The sequence below is a fragment of the Algimonas arctica genome (assembly GCF_014652695.1).
Lineage (GTDB): Bacteria > Pseudomonadota > Alphaproteobacteria > Caulobacterales > Maricaulaceae > Litorimonas > Litorimonas arctica.
The window spans coordinates 117,459-132,742 of sequence record NZ_BMZH01000006.1 but is presented as its reverse complement, the minus strand read 5'-3'; the positions used below and the strand labels follow the sequence as shown (position 1 = coordinate 132,742).

The 15,284-nt window shown below is 56.9% G+C and carries 18 protein-coding genes; 10 read left to right on the top strand and 8 right to left on the bottom strand.

Going from position 1 to position 15,284, the window contains the following annotated elements:
• Nucleotides 1-8 precede the first annotated feature (8 nt).
• The 3 genes from IE105_RS08960 to IE105_RS08950 all read left to right on the top strand — a co-directional run bounded on the left by IE105_RS08960 (nt 9) and on the right by IE105_RS08950 (nt 2,014).
• Nucleotides 9-617 carry an exopolysaccharide biosynthesis protein gene (locus tag IE105_RS08960; RefSeq protein ID WP_189497625.1) on the top strand — a complete coding sequence of 203 codons (609 nt, stop codon included), beginning with the start codon at nt 9-11 and terminating at the stop codon, nt 615-617.
• Between the two features lie 133 nt (nt 618-750).
• Nucleotides 751-1,479, top strand: coding sequence for a methyltransferase family protein (locus IE105_RS08955; RefSeq protein WP_189497624.1), 729 nt, complete (start codon nt 751-753; stop codon nt 1,477-1,479).
• A gap of 82 nt (nt 1,480-1,561) precedes the next feature.
• Nucleotides 1,562-2,014, top strand: a complete 453-nt coding sequence (locus IE105_RS08950; RefSeq protein WP_189497622.1) for a DUF302 domain-containing protein — start codon at nt 1,562-1,564, stop codon at nt 2,012-2,014.
• Nucleotides 2,015-2,020: 6 nt separating this feature from the next.
• Here IE105_RS08950 and IE105_RS08945 read toward each other — a convergent pair whose 3' ends face one another.
• From IE105_RS08945 to IE105_RS08930, 4 genes are all read right to left on the bottom strand, one after another.
• Nucleotides 2,021-2,488 (bottom strand): DUF2269 family protein, encoded by a 468-nt coding sequence (locus tag IE105_RS08945; protein WP_189497620.1) that lies wholly within the window; start codon nt 2,486-2,488, stop codon nt 2,021-2,023.
• A gap of 2 nt (nt 2,489-2,490) precedes the next feature.
• Nucleotides 2,491-3,783: an SDR family oxidoreductase gene (locus IE105_RS08940; protein WP_189497618.1), complete on the bottom strand. Its 1,293-nt coding sequence runs from the start codon at nt 3,781-3,783 to the stop codon at nt 2,491-2,493.
• Nucleotides 3,784-3,829: 46 nt separating this feature from the next.
• Nucleotides 3,830-4,816: a cobaltochelatase subunit CobS gene (gene cobS / locus IE105_RS08935; protein WP_189497615.1), complete on the bottom strand. Its 987-nt coding sequence runs from the start codon at nt 4,814-4,816 to the stop codon at nt 3,830-3,832.
• A 118-nt stretch (nt 4,817-4,934) separates the two neighbouring features.
• On the bottom strand, nt 4,935-5,549 hold the full coding sequence (locus IE105_RS08930; protein ID WP_189497613.1) for a J domain-containing protein: 615 nt from the start codon (nt 5,547-5,549) through the stop codon (nt 4,935-4,937).
• 124 nt (nt 5,550-5,673) lie between these two features.
• On the opposite strand from IE105_RS08930, the gene IE105_RS08925 reads away from it, so the two are divergent.
• Nucleotides 5,674-5,952, top strand: coding sequence for a BolA family protein (locus IE105_RS08925; protein ID WP_189497610.1), 279 nt, complete (start codon nt 5,674-5,676; stop codon nt 5,950-5,952).
• 146 nt (nt 5,953-6,098) lie between these two features.
• A complete protein-coding gene (locus IE105_RS08920; protein WP_189497608.1) occupies nt 6,099-6,548 on the top strand; it encodes a helix-turn-helix domain-containing protein in 450 nt (149 codons plus the stop codon).
• A gap of 12 nt (nt 6,549-6,560) precedes the next feature.
• Here the strand turns inward: IE105_RS08920 and IE105_RS08915 are convergent, their stop codons facing one another.
• From IE105_RS08915 to IE105_RS08900, 4 genes are read right to left on the bottom strand one after another with little or no spacing between them, the layout of a single operon-like run.
• On the bottom strand, nt 6,561-8,261 hold the full coding sequence (locus tag IE105_RS08915) for an amidohydrolase (RefSeq protein ID WP_189497606.1): 1,701 nt from the start codon (nt 8,259-8,261) through the stop codon (nt 6,561-6,563).
• Nucleotides 8,258-9,556: an HlyC/CorC family transporter gene (locus IE105_RS08910; protein WP_189497604.1), complete on the bottom strand. Its 1,299-nt coding sequence runs from the start codon at nt 9,554-9,556 to the stop codon at nt 8,258-8,260. Before IE105_RS08910 ends, IE105_RS08915 begins: the two co-directional genes overlap by 4 nt.
• Nucleotides 9,553-10,665 carry a 3-dehydroquinate synthase gene (aroB, locus tag IE105_RS08905; RefSeq protein WP_189497602.1) on the bottom strand — a complete coding sequence of 371 codons (1,113 nt, stop codon included), beginning with the start codon at nt 10,663-10,665 and terminating at the stop codon, nt 9,553-9,555. The genes IE105_RS08910 and aroB overlap by 4 nt, the downstream gene beginning before the upstream one ends.
• Nucleotides 10,658-11,266 carry a shikimate kinase gene (locus tag IE105_RS08900; protein WP_233354077.1) on the bottom strand — a complete coding sequence of 203 codons (609 nt, stop codon included), beginning with the start codon at nt 11,264-11,266 and terminating at the stop codon, nt 10,658-10,660. Before IE105_RS08900 ends, aroB begins: the two co-directional genes overlap by 8 nt.
• 104 nt (nt 11,267-11,370) lie before the next feature.
• Here IE105_RS08900 and IE105_RS08895 point away from each other — a divergent pair, with 104 nt between their 5' ends.
• From IE105_RS08895 to IE105_RS08875, 5 genes are read left to right on the top strand one after another with little or no spacing between them, the layout of a single operon-like run.
• On the top strand, nt 11,371-11,511 hold the full coding sequence (locus tag IE105_RS08895) for a hypothetical protein (protein WP_189497598.1): 141 nt from the start codon (nt 11,371-11,373) through the stop codon (nt 11,509-11,511).
• 7 nt (nt 11,512-11,518) lie between these two features.
• On the top strand, nt 11,519-13,060 hold the full coding sequence (locus IE105_RS08890; RefSeq protein ID WP_189497596.1) for a hypothetical protein: 1,542 nt from the start codon (nt 11,519-11,521) through the stop codon (nt 13,058-13,060).
• A gap of 3 nt (nt 13,061-13,063) precedes the next feature.
• The gene (locus tag IE105_RS08885; RefSeq protein ID WP_189497594.1) at nt 13,064-13,972 is read left to right on the top strand and encodes a site-specific tyrosine recombinase XerD; all 909 of its coding nucleotides are present in this window, start codon (nt 13,064-13,066) and stop codon (nt 13,970-13,972) included.
• Nucleotides 13,969-14,244 carry a hypothetical protein gene (locus IE105_RS08880; RefSeq protein WP_189497592.1) on the top strand — a complete coding sequence of 92 codons (276 nt, stop codon included), beginning with the start codon at nt 13,969-13,971 and terminating at the stop codon, nt 14,242-14,244. The genes IE105_RS08885 and IE105_RS08880 overlap by 4 nt, the downstream gene beginning before the upstream one ends.
• A gap of 59 nt (nt 14,245-14,303) precedes the next feature.
• Nucleotides 14,304-15,245, top strand: coding sequence for an acetyl-CoA carboxylase carboxyltransferase subunit alpha (locus tag IE105_RS08875; RefSeq protein WP_189497590.1), 942 nt, complete (start codon nt 14,304-14,306; stop codon nt 15,243-15,245).
• Nucleotides 15,246-15,284 lie beyond the last annotated feature (39 nt).

The following is a 15,284-nucleotide window of genomic DNA, read 5'->3' as shown; positions in this document are numbered from 1 at the left end:
TCACCGCTATGACGGACCCCGCCGAAAAAATAGACACGCCCTTGGAAGACGCCCCCTTACAAGGCGTGCTCGCCCATGTGTTGAGCGAAATGGATGGGGCCGACAGCAATCTACGCGATATCATCGTCTCGATGGGCCACCGAGCTTTTGGTCCCGTTATGGTCCTCTGCGGCCTCTTTTTAATGACACCGCTGGGCATTATTCCGGGCCTGCCTGCCGCCTTTGGGTTGATCAACATTGCCTTTGCCGTTCAACTCTTGGCCCGCCGTCCCTATCCGTGGGTGCCGAATATCTTAGCCAAGGTCCGCGTCCCTTACGCCCGAGTCTCGACCGTTCATGCCAAAGTCTCGCCGTGGTTGGCCAAAATCGATAATGTCATTAGTCCTCGTCTCCCATGGGCGACCGAAGGCGTGATGCTGGTGCTCACCGCGCTGGTTGCAATCCTACTCTCCACGGCCATGGTGCCGCTTGGCCTAATCCCGTTCGGTGTTGTGCCTGCGGCGGCGATCCTTGGGCTCATGGGGCTCGCGCTAATCGCGCGCGACGGCGTGTTGATGTTAATCGCGCTCAGCGTTTCGCTCGGTCTGTTCGGCTGGCTCTTCTCTATTGTGGTATAAGTGAGATGGGCCCTTTGCGGCCTTTAATCCCCCACACATGACTGCACCCTCCAGTTAGTTGACGGCGCCTAATGCCTCCGCTACATTTTCCTTCGATCCGGCAGAAATGCTCGGTCGAACTCGGGGGGGGGCAATGTCAAAATTTCTTATACTCTTTTATGGAGTCGCCGCCTATTTCATCGGCGTTGCTGGCCTCCTCTGCATTATCGCAGCGCTCGCGGGCTTTATCCCTTACGGATTTTTCTTAAGTGACCCCGTTGTTGCGATAAACCCAATCGTATGGAACCTCGTTCTCGTGTCCCTATGGGGGTTTATCCATACGGTTATGGCGCGACCCGGTTTTAAAACCATCTTCACGCGGGTTATCCCTGCGTCAGCTGAGCGATCCACCTACGTTCTGGTTGCCGGAGTAACCAGCATCGGCCTGATCGGTTTTTGGTTAAACGCGACAGGGATGGTGTGGGACATAGAGGCCACGCTCGCAGTTTATAGTCTCTGGGCAATCTTTATTTTTGGTTGGGCATTTTTATTGGCCGCAACCTTTGCAATTAACCACTTTGATCTTTTCGGCCTCAGACAGGTCTTCTTAAATTTTAAAAACCAACCGCTTCCGCCTCTGCGCTTCGTCAAACGCGCCATGTATAAATATATCCGTCACCCCATACAAACAGGCGTCCTTATTGGCGTCTGGGCCACGCCCTCAATGTCGATGACGCAGATTGGCCTCAGCATTGGCTTCACCGTCTACATCTTCATTGGCTTATGGTTTGAAGAACGGGACTTGATCAAAGAACATGGCGAAGCTTACTTAAGTTACCGTCGCAGTGCCGGTAAACTATTTCCGAAGTTCGGGGCGAATTGAACTTGATCGCACACTGATCGGCGACAAGACTTTTAGACTGGAACAAAACATCGCTTTCAGTCATTCCTATGGCGTGAAACATTTGCTTATCGCCTCAGCCGCGCTCCTCTCGCTCTCCGCCTGTGCGAGCGCTCCACCGCCGCCGCCGCCGGATCATAAAACGGTGACGGTATCCGATAGTTTCGTCGCCGCCGAAACTCGCCTGCGCGAAGCCATTGGCGCGCGCGACCTGACCCTATTCACGATTATCGACCACAGCGCCGGGGCGACCCTCGTCGGCCGCGACATTGGACAATCCAAGCTCTTCATCTTTGGCAACCCCAAAGGCGGCACCCCCCTTATACAAGCCGCCCCACAAATGGGCCTGGACCTGCCGCTCAAAATTCTGATCTATACCGACGAAGCCGGACGCACAGCCGTTAGCTATACCAATATCAAAGCCCTCGCCGCGCAGCACCGAATTGAGGGGCAAGACGCTAGGCTAGACACAATCGCCGATATGCTCCGCGCCGTCGCGCGCGAGACAGCGGGGTAAGGCGTTTTAGCCAAATGTCGGGCGGCTCACCATCAGCCATAGGATGCCGATCACCGCGAAGAAGGCGGGGAACCCGCTGACAAACCAGAGGCGGAACAGACGGTAATATTGCGCGGGTAAGGCGACACGCTCCTGGGCCGCCTGTCGTGCTAAATCGCGCAGCCGTTTCTGAATCCAAATGACAGGCACCCAGAACAATCCTGTGAAGACATAAAGCCCAATTGAGAGCAGGATCCAAGGTTCTGAGAGGGGCCAGCCAAGAAGACTGGCCAACCAGAGACCTGTTATGGGCTGCAGAACAACCGCACTGGCCGTAAAAACCCAGTCAGCGATCACCACAATTCCGGCTGTATGCGCGATGAGAACAGGGTCTTTCGTTCGGTGCGCCATGACCATAAAAAACGCGATCCCAGCGCCCGTCCCCAAGAGAACGGTCGCGCCTAAGATGTGGATCCATCGGACCAGCTCTATCATAGCTATCGGTCCTCGGAGAGGGCGAGCACGCCCAGCGCCAGCGCAAGCGCGGGAAAGACTTTGACCATCGGCCCTAGCGGATCAGCCCATAAATGCGACGTTAGGACCGCACTGCCCAAGAGATACCCCCCTGCCAGCAGCACGCTCGCCAAACAGCCCCGCCGCAGCGTTGGGCGAAAGGCAATTAACGCGCCGACCAGAATATCCGCTATCGCCCCGCCAATCACAGCCAAGGCCACCACGGGCGCTGGCAGGGCATCCGCCAGTGTGGCCGATGCGGCGGCTTTATGGATCAACCCGATCACCCCCGAAACCAGCCAAAACAAAGACAGTGTGATGACCATGACAGGGTAGACGAGCGCCGCACGCGCCGACACGCGTTCCTGTCGTGAGGAGGGCAAGGCGCGTAATGTTTCTTGCAGGGATGACGGCGGCTTTCCCCGCAATTTCGTCCAAGCCGTTGTATCGCCCCGGACCCCGTCTTTGAGCACGCTCAAGGCAGTGGACCGCAAGGCGGACTGCCACCCCAGCCATCCCGCCACGTCGGCAAGTTTGGCGACACTGCTTCCCAGAAAGGCCGGAACGCGCCAAATAAACTTTGGCGGCGCAAATCCGAGCCAGCGCCTCACCTGAAGGGTGATGTCGAGCAGCGTATGGCTCTCGATTTCCACGAGATCGATATCCTGCCCGTCAAAGTCTCCGACGACCGACATTAAAACGGCCTCAGCCACGTCATCCACATAGACGGTTTGAATCGGGGCTTCCGCAAGAAAGACAGGCTGCACCCACGGCATCGCGGCCAACATACGCAACAGCCCCGTCCCGCCGTAGCTTTGTGGGGACAGAACTAACCCCGGTCGAAGTACGACCCAATCAAGGGATGAGGCTTTCAACGCGTCATCCGCGAACGCTTTGCTGCGGAAAAATTCCGTTCGGTCTGTTCGCGTCACGCCGGGCGCGGATATTTGCACAAACCGAGACACGCCTTTTTGCTCACACGCGGCGATCAACGCGACGATTGCGTCATGCTGCGTGATCCCAACGCGGTTGCCTAACCCAGCTTGAAGGACCCCAGATGCATTTACAACGACGTCAATTTTATCGAGATGGCTGTGCCATGCGGAGGGTTGCGTCAGGGCCGCGAGGTCGGCACCAATCCATTCGGCGTCTGGCAGTAAGGCGCGCCCCCTCTCAAGAGAGCGCGCGAGCCCCGTCACCGCATGACCCTCACGTATGAGACGCTGCGAGATTGGCAGGCCAATAAGACCGTAGGCACCCAGAACGAGAACGCGCATGATTGGTCCTCTCGCTATGCCCTCATTCGAAAACGGATCAGAGGCCCTAAGCCACCATCACACTTGCCGCGCTCTCCGGCAAATCCTCGCCGAAGGCACGCTGGTAGAACTCGCTAATCACCGGGCGTTCTAGCTCGTCACATTTATTCAAGAATGTCAGGCGGAACGCCTGCGCCAGATTGCCGTCGAAGATGCGGGCATTTTCGGCCCAGTTCATCACCGTGCGCGGCGACATAACGGTGGAGATATCGCCATTGATAAAGGCGTTGCGGGTCATGTCAGCGACGCGGACCATGGAGGCGATAATGTCGCGCCCTTCGGCCGTGTCGTAAGTCGGTGACTTCGCCAGTACGATTTTTTCTTCTTCGCTATTCGGCAGATAGTTGAGTTGGCAAACGATCGACCAGCGGTCCATCTGGCCTTGGTTAATCTGTTGCGTGCCGTGATAAAGACCCGACGTGTCGCCGAGGCCAACTGTGTTGGTCGTCGCGAACAGACGAAACGCCGGATGCGGCGTGATGACTTTATTTTGATCCAGCAAGGTCAGGCGACCTTGCGCTTCCAGCACGCGTTGGATCACGAACATCACATCCGGACGACCGGCGTCATATTCATCAAAGGTCAGGGCGACAGGGTTTTGCAATGCCCACGGCAAAAGCCCCTCGCGAAATTCTGTGATCTGCTTACCGTCTTTGAGGACGATTGCGTCTTTCCCAATCAAATCAATCCGGCTCACGTGGCTATCGAGATTGATCCGTACCATTGGCCAGTTCAGCCGTGCCGCGACCTGTTCGATATGGGTCGACTTACCCGTGCCGTGATAACCTTGGATCATCACACGGCGATCATAAGCAAACCCAGCCAAGATCGCTTGGGTCGTGGGGCCATCGAACCGGTAAGCCTCATCAATCGGCGGGACAAATTCGCTCGTTTGGCTGAAGGCTGGAACTTCCATATCGAAATCAACGCCGAAAACCTCGCGCGCAGAAATTTTGATGTCGGGCTGGAACAGCGGGAATTGATCGGTGCTCATCGGGTCTCGTCTTGAGTAATGGAGTTTGTTCGGCTCTAGCTCTTGCTTACGCACAAACCAAGCAGACCAGTGATGATCCCGGCTTGCGTCTGCACCTTATCGGAAATGGGATAGGCTTTTACCCCAAGTTTGCGTTTTTGAGGATTTTCCACGCTTTTAACACGCGTTGGAAGCTTTCTTCCGCGTCACGTTTACCTTGGTTAGCATCCGGGTGGAACTGTTTGACCAATTTAGTGTAGCGTTTGCGGACTTCGTCTTGCGTCGCCCCATCATCCAGACCGAGATCATGCAGCGCCTTAAGCGCCATTTTCGACACGGCGCGACGCGGGTTAATATCCGCACTGCCCGGATCAACACCGTCGCCAAATATCGTATAGCCTTCTGCGCCTGCGGCGGTTGTGCCTGCTTTACGACGGCTGTTCGCCTTGGCCCGTTCGCCCGTATTCTTGCGGACATCCCACGTTGGCCGGTGTCCGTGACGCACACCCACTTGCCATTCCGTGATGTCAGCATCGCTCATGCCTTGGAAGAAGTTCCAGTTTTTATTATATTCGCGCGCGTGAGCCTGACAGAAGTTATGATATTCTCGGAGGCGGTCCGGTGACTTGGGCGCTTTACAGCCGCCCATCTTATCGCAATCCGCCCAATCGCAGGGTTCTTCAGTCGGCTTCTTCTTTTTCTTCGCCTTGGCGGCGCTGATGTCGATGCCTTTGGATTTCCATTCGTAGGCCAAATTAGGCTCCGCTATCTGCATTAAGTGGGGTGAATTTCGGACTGCGCAATATGGCCGCTAGACAGTCTTAAATCAAGAGAGGATCACGGCTCGCTACTCTGGGCGACCTGCGCTAAATACCCCTATGACCACGATCCTCACGACTATCGAGACAAAACTACGAGACGCGTTTTCGCCGTCGACCCTTTTGGTCGAAAACGAATCTCACTTACATGCTGGACATGGCGGCGCAGCTGAACATGTGGCCGAACATGGCAACACACCGAGTCACATTCACATCACCATCCAGGCCGCACAGTTTTCAGACCTCTCCCGGCTGGCCCGACACCGGGCCGTGTTAGACGCGATAGAAACTGAAGTGGCCGTCCTGCATGCCGTACGAATGACGATAAACCCAACGTAAGGCCATTTGGCAGGGGCATGGCGGCCCCGTGGCGGCATGATGGCGTGAGGCTGACAGGGGGCTGACGTTGTTGTTACAAGACGATTGTGGCCTGTTGATCCTGTCATTTGCGGAACTCGGTCCGCACATAAATTCAGGAGCCAGACATGCAATTTCACCCAGACGCCGCGAAAATTAGACGCTGGCGTGAAGAACGCCATTGGTCACAAGAACATCTCGCTGACTTGGCAGGTATCGGAACGCGAACGGTGCAACGCAGAGAAAATGGAGAGGCTGCGTCATACGAGTCTGTCATGGCGCTGGCGGCGGCCTTTAATGTCGAGGTCGTGGCCCTGACAGTTGATCCCAAAGTACAAGCGAAGGCCGACGAAAAAGCCCACGCGACGGAAGGGCTCGCCGCGCTGCGACTCTCCTTTTTAATTCACTTCGCCAGTTATATTTTCGGCATGATCGTTTTTATGGCCATTAGCATCAGTAGCTACGGCAACGGGTTTGTCATGATGGTCCCGGCGGCCTGGTGGACAGTCGGCCTCGCAGGCCACGGCTTAACGGTGGCGATTGTCACGCTAGCTGTGCGGTTCAAACAAACCCCTTAGTTCGCGGGGGTCTTAGTTCGCGGGGGTCTTGGTAATTTCTTGTCCCGCCACGTAGGTCGCTTCGACGGTTATGGGACGAATGTCGGTGGCTGTGAGCGGATTGTCGCTCAAAACTACGAAGTCGGCCCATTTCCCGACAGCCAGACTGCCAAGGCTGTCGTCTTGGAACGCCGCATAGGCACCAGTCAGTGTCATTGCGCGGAGGCTGGCCTCACGGTCCAATGCTTCGCCCAAATACCACCCACCGGCCGGTGAACCGTCCAGCTTTGTCCGTGTCACGGCAAAGTGTAGCGTTTCCATCGGCGCCCAGGGTTCGCCAGGCAAATCGGAATTGAAAATGATCGGCACACCCGCATCTTGAAAAGATTTCCACGCATAGGCGCGCCGGATTCGACGCGGGCCAACACGGTCTTCAGCCCAGTCACTATCACCCATGGCGTGGCTCGGTTGCATCGACGCGATGACGTTCAGAGCGGCGGCGCGCTCCGCGAAGTCAGCGGTCACGACCTGCGCATGTTCGATCCGCCAGCGATGGTCTGGCGTCGGTCGGGTCTCATTGGGGGCCAAACGACGTTCATAGCTGGTCAGGATATTGGCGTTCGCTTCATCGCCAATCGCATGCACCGCCATTTGAAAGCCATATGTGCGGGCATCTTCGCCTAAGGACTCTACTTCGGCCAAAGAGATCCGAGCCGTAGGTCGCGCTGTGTCAGGGCGATCCGAGTAAGGCGCGCGCATCAGCGCTGTGCGCGATCCCAAACTGCCATCATAGAAGACTTTAATGCCGCCAATATCGAGACGATCTTGTGGATCATCCAGCGGCCCGCGATCAAACCATTCCGCCATCAAAGCGCCGTCATTCCCGTTGAGCAGACCGAACACGCGAATGGGCAATTCACCGCGGTCCGCCAAAGCCGTAAAGGCTTCGACATCGCGGCCTTCCATTCCGGCTTCGTGCACAGAGGTCACCCCCTGCGCGGCCAGTGTTTCCAAGCCGACAACAATCGCCCGTTCAATCTGCGCCTGATCCAGCGACGGCACAGCGTTAAAGAGTAGCGCTTGCGACAGGGTGAGAAGCACCCCGCTGGGCTGTCCGTCGTCGCGGCGCAAAATTGTCCCGCCTTCTGGATCCGGCGTAGCCGCCGTGATGCCCGCCTTGGCTAAAGCAGAGTCATTGGCCATCGCCGCAAAACCGTGCAGGGCTTCTAAGGCGATCGGCGTATCGGGATAGGCGACGCTCAGCGCTTGCGTTGTTGGGTAGCCTCCCGGTCCACCGAGATCGGCGAATGCGCCTTCATCCCAGCCCTGCCCGATGATCCATTCGCCGGGCGTTGCATCGGGGCGTTGGGCCCGAATGCGCGCGACAATATCGTCGACATTCTTCACACCCACCAAATCAACCTTGATCGCATCCATACCCAGCTCACGCGCATGAACGTGGCTATCGACGACGCCGGGAATGATTGTTTTGCCGGTAAAGTCACGCTGCAAAGCGTCCGGATAGGCCACGCGCAATGTCTCTTGCGCACCGATGGCGATGATCCGCCCGTCCTTGATCGCCATCGCCTCGGGTGATGGTCCCGCTTCCATCGTGATGAACGTCGCTCCGGTAATTAGCTGCGTGTCCGGCACGACAGCCTCGCCCTCGCATCCCGCTAGCACCATCACAGCGCACGCGCTCAAAGGAAACAATTTCATCAGCGAGATGGTCATCCGTCTTTCCTCTGATCCGGTTCGAAGGTTTTACGAACCTTGAGCGATTGGATTTGATTGCGTTCACGGGTGAGGATTTCAAACCGGTAGCCGTGATAGGCAAAAGCTTGCCCCATCGTGGGAATGGTCTGGCTCTCATGGATGACCAAGCCGGCAATCGTCACGGCTTCGTCGTCCGGTAGTTTCCAATCCATAGCACGATTAAGGTCGCGGATCGCGATATCACCGCGCACCACGGCGCTCCCGTCTTTGTAACGCGTCACACCCGCCAGTTCTTCGTCATATTCATCTTGAATATCGCCGACGATTTCCTCGAGAATATCTTCCAATGTAATGACGCCCATCAGCGCGCCATATTCATCAACCACAAGGGCAAAATGTTCGCGTTTGCTCTGAAAGGCGCGCAGCTGTTTTACGACCGAGGTCGTTTCCGGCACGAACCAAGACTCGCGCAGCAGCTTTTTGACATCGACGGCCGCCGCGTCGCCTGACTTGACTAAGGCCGCCAGCAAATCTTTGACGTGAATAATGCCGACCACATTATCGCTATTATTTGAATAGACCGGGAGGCGAGAGTGACCCGAGGACAGCACACTTTTGATCAGCTCATCCGTCGGCATGGCGAGGTCGACCATCGATAGATTGGATCGGTGGATCATGACGTCTTCGACGGTCAATTCCCCGATTTCTAACACGCCGTAAATCTGGTCGCGCGCGCGTTTAGCCACGCCGCCTTCTTGCAGATGTAGATCAACGGCCCCTTTGATTTCATCGGCAGCCGTCCACGCGCTGGCATTGGTGTCGATACCAAAGATGCGAAGCACAATATTGACGATCCATTGAACCAAGAGGACAATCGGGCTGAGCACTTTGATGATCAGACTGATCGGGCGAGCGACGATTAAAGCCAGCTTATCCGGTTGAGAAATCGCATAGGTCTTCGGCAGAACCTCAGCGAAGATCAGAATGAGAGCCGTCATTACGGCTGTGGCCGCGACCAAAGCGATACCGCCACCGCCAAAAACATTTGTGAAAAGCTTCGTCGTCAGGACCGACGCGAGAATATTGACCAAATTATTGCCGAGCAGAATTCCGCCCAGCAAACGCTCGCGAATATTCATCAGCCGTGACACGACGGTTGCGCGCTTATCGCCTGCCTTTTCAGCGGCATGCATCCGCACCCGCGAGGCCGCCGTCAGCGCCGTTTCGGATGAGGAGAAGAAGCTGGAGAAAACGAGCAACATCAGAACGATCCCGATTAGGATCAGGTTCTGCGGCTCTAAAAACGCACTCATGTCGATATGTCCTTGAGATAAGCGAGCAGATCGGCCTCAGAGACAGACTTTTCAATAAAGCTGTGTCCAATACCCCGCGCCAAAATCAGCGTGATCCGCCCGCCTTCGTTCTTCTTATCTTGTCGCATATGACCCAATAAGGCGTTCGGGTCCGTCAGGAACCGTCCCATATCCGCGCGGGTCGGCATCGCGAGACGCGACAGATGATCATGAACGCGCTGTGTTTGTTCCGCAGAGCAAAGTCCCAAACGGCTGGAAAATTCAAACGCCATATCCATGCCGGCACTGACCGCCTCGCCGTGCAGCAGATCGCCGTCATAGCCCGCTGTCAGCTCTAATGCGTGTGCGAACGTATGCCCTAGGTTCAGCAGCGCGCGACAGCCCCCTTCGCGTTCGTCCTGTGCCACCACATCGGCTTTGGCCAAACAGGAGACTGAAATCGCGTCGCGTAAAGCATCCGGTTCTAACGCCAGAACCTGCGCGCCCGCGCCTGCATCTAATGTCTCAAAAAAGTCGGGCCGATCAATGAGGCCGTATTTGACCACTTCGGCATAGCCCGCCCTCACTTGGCGATCCGGCAATGTCGAAAGCAAGTCCGTGTCAATCAGAACGAGCCGGGGCTGATAAAAGGCGCCAACGAGGTTTTTGCCATAGCTGTTATTAATCGCCGTCTTACCGCCAACAGAACTATCGACCTGCGCGAGCAAGGTCGTCGGCACCTGCACAAATGTCGTCCCGCGTTTATAGATACTGGCGGCAAATCCGCTCAAATCCCCGATCACACCACCGCCAAAGGCCAAGACCGTGTCGGACCGATCAAAGCCTGCGCGGAAGAGGGAATCCAACACGACCTCTAAGCCCGCCATACTTTTCTGCGCTTCCCCGGCGGGGCGGACAATCATGTGCGTCTGAAAATCAGACAGCGCCTCAGCAATCGCGGGGCCGTGTAACGCATGGACATTCTCATCTGTCACCACGGCGACTCGATTTGATGTCGTGACCGCTCTTAGCCGCTCCCCTAAACGGCGTAATTCGCCGGGGCCGATGGTAATATCATAGCTGCGCGGGCCGAGATCAACGCGCACCGTTTCGGGGGCGGCCTTAGTCATAGCTATTCGCTTTCTTTTCCGCTTTCGCGATATAGCTGTCTATCGCACGTACAACGCGGCCCACGGTCCGCATATGCGGGCCTTTGGCGACGGGAATGGTAATGTGGGCCTGCGCATAGATCGGGTCTCGCTCATCCATCAACTCCCGCATACGCGCGCGAGGGTCCGGAACTTGCAGCAATGGACGCGTATTTTTGCGGGACACACGTTCCATGATGGTCTCAAAATCACCCTTTAACCAGATCACGATCGCGCGGTCTTTTAGAATGGCGTGTGTGGTCGGATGAATGAACGCGCCGCCCCCTGTGGCCAAAACAATATCCGGGAGGGCGATCAGCCGTTCGACGACACGGCGTTCCCCATTGCGGAAGGCCGCTTCACCGTGATCGCGGAAATAACCCGCCACGGTCCGACCTGACGCGCGTTCAATTTCCTCATCCGAATCATAAAAGTCCCGATCAAGCGCTTTGGCCAAGCGTCGCCCCACGGTTGTTTTGCCCACGCCCATAAGACCGACCAGCGCAATAGGACGGGTCCGGATTGTCCCCGTATTGTCTTCGGGGGGTGTGTCTTCGGGGGATAAAGCCCTTGAATCTGTCAACGTGTCTCTCATAACTGCGGATCACGCCGCAGAGTGTGATATAATGTGCCTAGACTATGGGCATATCAACGCGCGCTCAACATTTAAACGCGATAAGGCTCACCATGAAGAAATTATTGATAACGATTGGGGTGTTCCTCTTTCTCTTGATCGGGATTGTGATCTGGCTTGCGGGCTCCGTCGGACCTGACACAGCCCCGCAGGATGTCCGCTCAATTGACCTTCCCGATACGTATGAAAACTAAGGCACTGATGAAACGCAACGCCCTTTTCCTCTGTTGCGCGGTCATTATGACCGTCTCAGGGCCTGCCGTCGCGCAATCGATCAAAGTTGGGAGGCTGGATGCGGCGAAGGCCTTTGCTCCCGGCATTGACATTCCCGGCGCGCTTGAGAGCGAAGCGTGGCAAGGCACTTCTGCAGATCGAGCCGCGCGGCTATTACGCGAGATGCCGACCGATCAAACCCATCCCATCGTCCGGGATATGTTGCGCCGCGTTGTCCTGTCTGGACTGGTTCCGCCCACTGGCGCGGACGATGCGTTTGAACGCAGACGAATCATGGCCGCACAGACCTTAGCGACACCGGACGAATATGCCCGTTTCGCCGCGCGCAACCCCGCCGCCCGCGACCCCGCGCTACGCGTGGACGCTTATATTGCGCGCGGGGACCTAAGCGCAGCCTGTGATATTTCCGATGCCATCCAACAGGGTCGGGGCGACACCTATTGGGTGCGCCTGCGCGCCGCCTGTCACGAAATGCGCGATGAAACCGCGCGGGCGGATCTCGCGCGCGACATTTTACGCGACCGGGGCGAAGAGACGACGTTAGTTGTGCCCGATCCGCAAGAAGGGTTTTGGGTTGAGGTGATGGCGCTTGATGCCGCTGCCTTGGATGACATGATGACCGTGTTGGCAGGCGATCCCGAACCCGCTGGCCCGCCGGAAGCGATCGACCCTGTATCGGAGAACGGTGAGGACACAATCATCGAAGAGAGCTTGGTCGACCGTTTGCTCGTAGATCCCGGATTGCCCGTCGCCTCTGAGAGCCTCGCACCCGACCCCATGATTGATCAGATGCCTCTCTTCATCGACATAGCGCCCGAACCTGAGCCCACATTTGATCTCGCCGCCGCGATGGAAGACACAACAGACCAAGGCACTGCCCGTCTTTTTGTTTTAGGGCGTGAGGGTAGCGCCGCTGCTGTGGCAGAATTTGTCGCCCGCGCGACAGAGACAGGTCTGGATTCCAGCCGCGTTCTTTCGCGTATCCCCGCCGTGTTGGACCCTGAAGACATGGCGAGCGTGAACCTGCCTCTGTTTGCGCGTCACGCCGTAGTCACACGCGACATTGTCTTGATGCAGGCACTTTATGGCGCGACGGATGATCAATCCACTCAGGAACGGTTGGCCCTCGCCTCGGATGCGATGGGCGGCGGTTTTTATGGTCGCGCGCTGGGCGAAGGGTTGGAAACAGCCTTAACGGAAGACGCTTCAGGCGCTGTCGATGACGTTTTGATGGCGTTAGCTTTAGGGTCCAATCTCACCGATTCCGTCGAGACCCTCCTGAACACAACAAAACGATCCGGCCAAACCGATATGAATTGGGTCGCGATTGATCATGCCGTGGATCGCCGCGCCCGGGCGGAAAGCCTGCTGCGGTTTTCCACGATGATTGCCGCGCGTCAGGCTGACGATCCGTGGACCCTCTACCGCACGATCCAAGGGCTTCGCGCTGTTGGGTTTCCAGAAACTGCGGGTCAATTGGCCGCCTACGAATTCTTACGCGGACTCTGAGCCATGAGCGTCGAGTCCTTTCTCGAAATGATGAGTGCAGAGCGCGGAGCGGCGGAAAATACGCTGTCAGCCTATGGCCGGGACCTGAACGATTGGTCGGCCGCCTTAAAACCACGCACCTTGATGAATGCGTCAACGGGGCATCTTGAAGGCGTCCTCGCGGGCTGGGCCGCCAGCGAATTGGGCGCATCCACAGCGGCAAGAAAACTCTCGGCCATGAAACAATATTGCCTGTTTTTACAAACCGAAGGGCTACGCACGGATAATCCCGCCCACCGTCTGCGCGCGCCGAAAGCGGCAAAACCCTTACCCAAGGGAATGAGTCAGGATGAGGTTGATACGCTCTTGGATACAGCCGCGTCCGATACAAGCCCAAAAGGGCTGCGTATGATCGCGATGCTCGAAATTCTCTATGCGGGGGGCTTACGCGTGTCCGAATTGGTCGGACTTCGCACGGCGCAGACATTGCGCCGCGATGGGTGCCTGATGATCAAGGGCAAAGGCGGACGGGAACGATTGATCCCGCTAACGCCGCCCGCCCTTGACGCGCTTCAGGCTTGGCAGACGATCCGCGAACAAACTTTGCCCAAAACCGACGCGTCTGTGGCCCGCGCCAAACCGTTTCTCTTTCCGTCTGGTGGAAAATTAGGTCACTTGACCCGTGAGCGTTTCGCGCAACTACTCAAAGACTTAGCCCGCGACGCCGGATTACAGCCGGCCCGCATCAGTCCGCATGTCTTACGTCACGCTTTTGCGACCCATCTGTTAGAAGGTGGGGCCGATCTGCGCGCCGTGCAGACTTTGCTGGGCCATGCTGATATCTCAACAACACAAATCTATACGCATGTGCTTGATGCGCGCTTGAAAGCGCTCGTCGCAACAGCCCATCCCTTGTCGGAGACTAAATCGTGAGCCGCAAAGACCCCCGTGATACGGACCTGATCCGTGATCTCGATCTATTACTCGACCTGCTATGTGCTGAGTGGGACTTCTGCGCCGGTGTGCGCGGCGCCGACCTCGTGCAAGGGGCGAAACCCTTAACGTCGAAACATTTTACTGATTCTGTGCTCGATGCGGAAACCGTCCTGATTGGCCCCCGAGCAAGCTGGGAACGGCGGATCAAACGGCGGTTCGTGCAACGCTATGGACACGAAATAACGCGGCGCGAATACCGCCCTTACTAACAGCCGTCATGATGATGACTCAGGCTAGACATAAACGCCTTTCCCGCTAGGAGACGCCCATGGCATTGACCTATCTAGATTTTGAACGCCCTGTGGCAGAGTTGGACAAACAGGCCGTTGAGCTGTCAGGTACAGACCCGGCGGCGTCGCAAGACATGACCGAACGCGCCGCGACAGAGCTCAAGAAGCTCTACGCCAAGCTCGGCCCATGGGAAAAAACGCAAGTCGCGCGTCATTCTGCGCGCCCCCATTTTTCCGATTATGTCGAACATTTGATCACAGATTATACGCCCCTAGCGGGCGACCGTCAGTTTGGCGATGATCATGCGTTACTCGGCGGAACGGGGAAAATCAGAGGCCGATCCGTTGTCGTGATGGGACACGAAAAAGGCAAGGATCTCGAAACGCGTCTCAAACATAATTTTGGCATGGCACAGCCCGAGGGCTACCGAAAAGCGGTGCGTCTGATGAACTTAGCCGAACGGTTTAATCTTCCCGTGATCAGCTTTGTCGACACCGCCGGGGCTTTCCCGGGACGAGGGGCCGAAGAACGCGGCCAAGCCGAAGCGATCGCGCGCTCAATCGACCGTGGCCTATCGCTAAAAGTGCCCTTTATATCCGTCATTAGCGGCGAAGGCGGCTCTGGCGGCGCGGTGGCCATTGCGACCGCGGACGCGGTGTTGATGTTAGAGCATTCCATCTATTCCGTGATTTCACCGGAAGGCTGCGCCTCTATCCTCTGGCGCGATGGATCGCGCGCCCAAGACGCCGCAAAGGCGATGAAAATCACCGCCCAAGACCTCAAAAGACTCGGCGTAATTGATGGTATTATCAAAGAACCTGTCGGCGGCGCACACCGTACGCCCGACGAAGCCATCAAACGCGTTGGCGCCACGATCATGGCGCAGCTCGAAGAGCTATCCGCCCTGGATGCGAAAGCATTGATTGCGCGTCGCCGCGACAAATTCCTCAATATCGGACGCACACTTCCGGGAGCTTAGCCTTTAAGCGCCTGCCCTTCTGGAAGCGCCTGTCCCTCT